The organism is Dietzia sp. E1, from assembly GCF_014145015.1.
Classification (GTDB): Bacteria; Actinomycetota; Actinomycetes; order Mycobacteriales; family Mycobacteriaceae; genus Dietzia; species Dietzia cinnamea_A.
This window is the reverse complement of the sequence record NZ_JAALDU010000283.1, coordinates 1-2,227: the sequence shown is the minus strand read 5'-3', so window position 1 is coordinate 2,227 and position 2,227 is coordinate 1. Positions and strand designations below refer to the sequence as shown.

Annotated in this window: 3 protein-coding genes; all 3 read right to left on the bottom strand. The window is 73.6% G+C overall.

Annotated features, from left to right (window positions below):
- Positions 1–217 (bottom strand): hypothetical protein (locus tag G6030_RS10195; RefSeq protein ID WP_182643035.1); only part of this gene is annotated, 217 nt, incomplete at its 3' end.
- The gene (locus tag G6030_RS10190) at positions 211–1,689 is read right to left on the bottom strand and encodes an SDR family NAD(P)-dependent oxidoreductase (protein WP_007629244.1); all 1,479 of its coding nucleotides are present in this window, start codon (positions 1,687–1,689) and stop codon (positions 211–213) included. The genes G6030_RS10195 and G6030_RS10190, both read right to left, overlap by 7 nt.
- A gap of 34 nt (positions 1,690–1,723) precedes the next feature.
- Positions 1,724–2,227 (bottom strand): hypothetical protein (locus G6030_RS10185; protein WP_182643034.1); only part of this gene is annotated, 504 nt, incomplete at its 5' end.

Below are 2,227 nucleotides of genomic sequence, written 5' to 3'. Positions count from 1 at the left end.
CGCCACCGAGGCACGCCGCGCCCCACGAGGCCGCCACGCCGCACAGATGCTGCACGGTCGCGGCCGCGGAGTTCGTGGGCCACGCGGCGCCCTCCGGCGTGGGGCGGGTGTGCACGAGGGTGCCGGGCCCGTCGCCGCCGAGATCGGCCACGACGGCGCGCAGCGTCGGCAGCACCTGGTCGGCCAGGATGAGGTGGACGGCGTCGGCGGTCACCACGGGCTCGGCTCGAAGTCCTTGAGGAAGCAGCCGTAGAGGTCCTCGCCGGCCTCACCGCGCACGATCGGGTCCACCACGCGCGCGGCGCCGTCGACCAGGTCCAGCGGGGCGTGGAAGCCCTCCTCGTGGAGGCGGACCTTGGTCACGTGCGGGCGCTCGTCGGTGATCCACCCCGTGTCCACGGCGGTCATGAGGATGCCGTGCTCGGTGAACATCTCCTCCGCGGAGGTGCGGGTGAGCATGTTGAGGCCCGCCTTGGCCATGTTGGTGTGCGGGTGCCCGGCGCCCTTGTAGCGTCGCGAGAACTGGCCTTCCATGGCCGAGACGTTGACGACGTACTTGCGGCGCGCCTTCGAGGCCGCCAGCGTCGGGCGCAGGCGCGAGACCAGGATGAACGGCGCGACCGAGTTGCACAGCTGCACCTCGAGCATCTCCATGGGCTCGACCTGCTCGACCGTGGCCACCCAGCTGTTGTGGTCCACCACGTCGGGCAGGAGCCCGCCGGCGTCGATGGCGGTCCCGGCGGCCATCCGCTCCAGCGAGGACGAGCCGGCCTGCAGCGCCAGGGTGGCGATGTGGTCGGCCTCGCGCTCGGCCTCCTCGCTGCCGATGAGTGCCGACTCGCCGCCCATGAGCGCGGCGGGGTGCAGCTCGGAGGTGCGGCCCATCGTGACCATGGGGATGTCCGCGGCGCGGCCGGTGATCGGCGCGGACTCGCCCTCCACCAGGCCCGAGTACGAGCCAGGGGAGCGGCGCACCGTCTGGGCGGCGTTGTTGATGAGGATGTCGAGCGGCCCGGCGGCGGCCACCTCGTCGGCCAGCGCGACCACCTGGGCGGGGTCGCGCAGGTCCACGCCGATCACGTGGACGCGGTCCGCCCAGTCGGTGTAGTCGTCCATCGACGCGAAGCGGCGCACGGCGTCGCGGGGGAAGCGGGTGGTGATGGTGACGTCGGCGCCGGCGCGCAGCAGCATGAGCGCGATGTACATGCCGATCTTGGCGCGGCCGCCGGTGAGCAGGGCCCGCCGGCCGGTGAGGTCCATGTGCGGGTCGCGCTTGGCGCGGTTGACCGCCGCGCAGGCCGGGCACAACTGGTGGTAGAAGGCGTCGACCTGGGTGTAGAGCTGCTTGCACACGTAGCAGGCGACCGCGCGCTGCAGGTGGCCGGCGACGGCGCCCGGCGTGTTGGAGACCAGACGGATGCCGGCGGTCTCGTCGTCGATGCGCGTGGGGGAGCCGGTCGCCGTGGCCTCGATGACGGCCTTGTCGGCCTCCTGGCGCGCGCGGCGCACCTCGGCGCGCCGCGCCTTCTTGAGGAGCTTGAACATGTGTCCCACTGACCGCTGCACCCGGATCGAGTCGGGGTGGTCCTCGCCGAGCGCCGCGGCCCGGTCGAGGACGCGCAGGCACGTCTCGAGGTCGTCGGGGTCGATACCGTCTGCGGGGATGCCGTCTGGGTTGGTGCCGGTCACGACAGATACGGTACGACGACGAGGTGGTCAGTCCCTAAACCGTCCGCCCCCGCAGGGTGCTCGCGTCACCGGCGCGCAGACCGGTCAACACGTCCTCCACCGCCCGCAGGTGCTCGTCCCGCCCGGAGAGGGCCGGCTGCCGGGGCGGGCCGTGGCGGGCGGCGTAGGCGTCGGACACGAGCTGGGCGTGGGCCTCCACCGGGAGAGCGGCCCGCTGGTCGAGCACGGCCCGCCAGTCGTACGCCCGGCGCCCGAGCCGGATCTGTTCGCCCAGGGCCCGCACGACGTACCGCGGGCCGAGGAAACGCCCCTGCCAGATGTGGACCAGCTCGTGGACCAGGGTCGGGGTCGCCCGTGGGCGGGCGGACCCGTCGGGGCCCGCGATGCCGACGACGCCGGGGTCGGCGCCGAGGTAGATCAGCCCGGGCAACGCGAACGCACGCGGGTGCGGGATCCCGGGGACGTGGCCGCGCCGGATCGTCACGGCCGTGGGGTCGACGGTTCCGGCGAAGAACGCGCGGAGATCGGTGCGGACCCC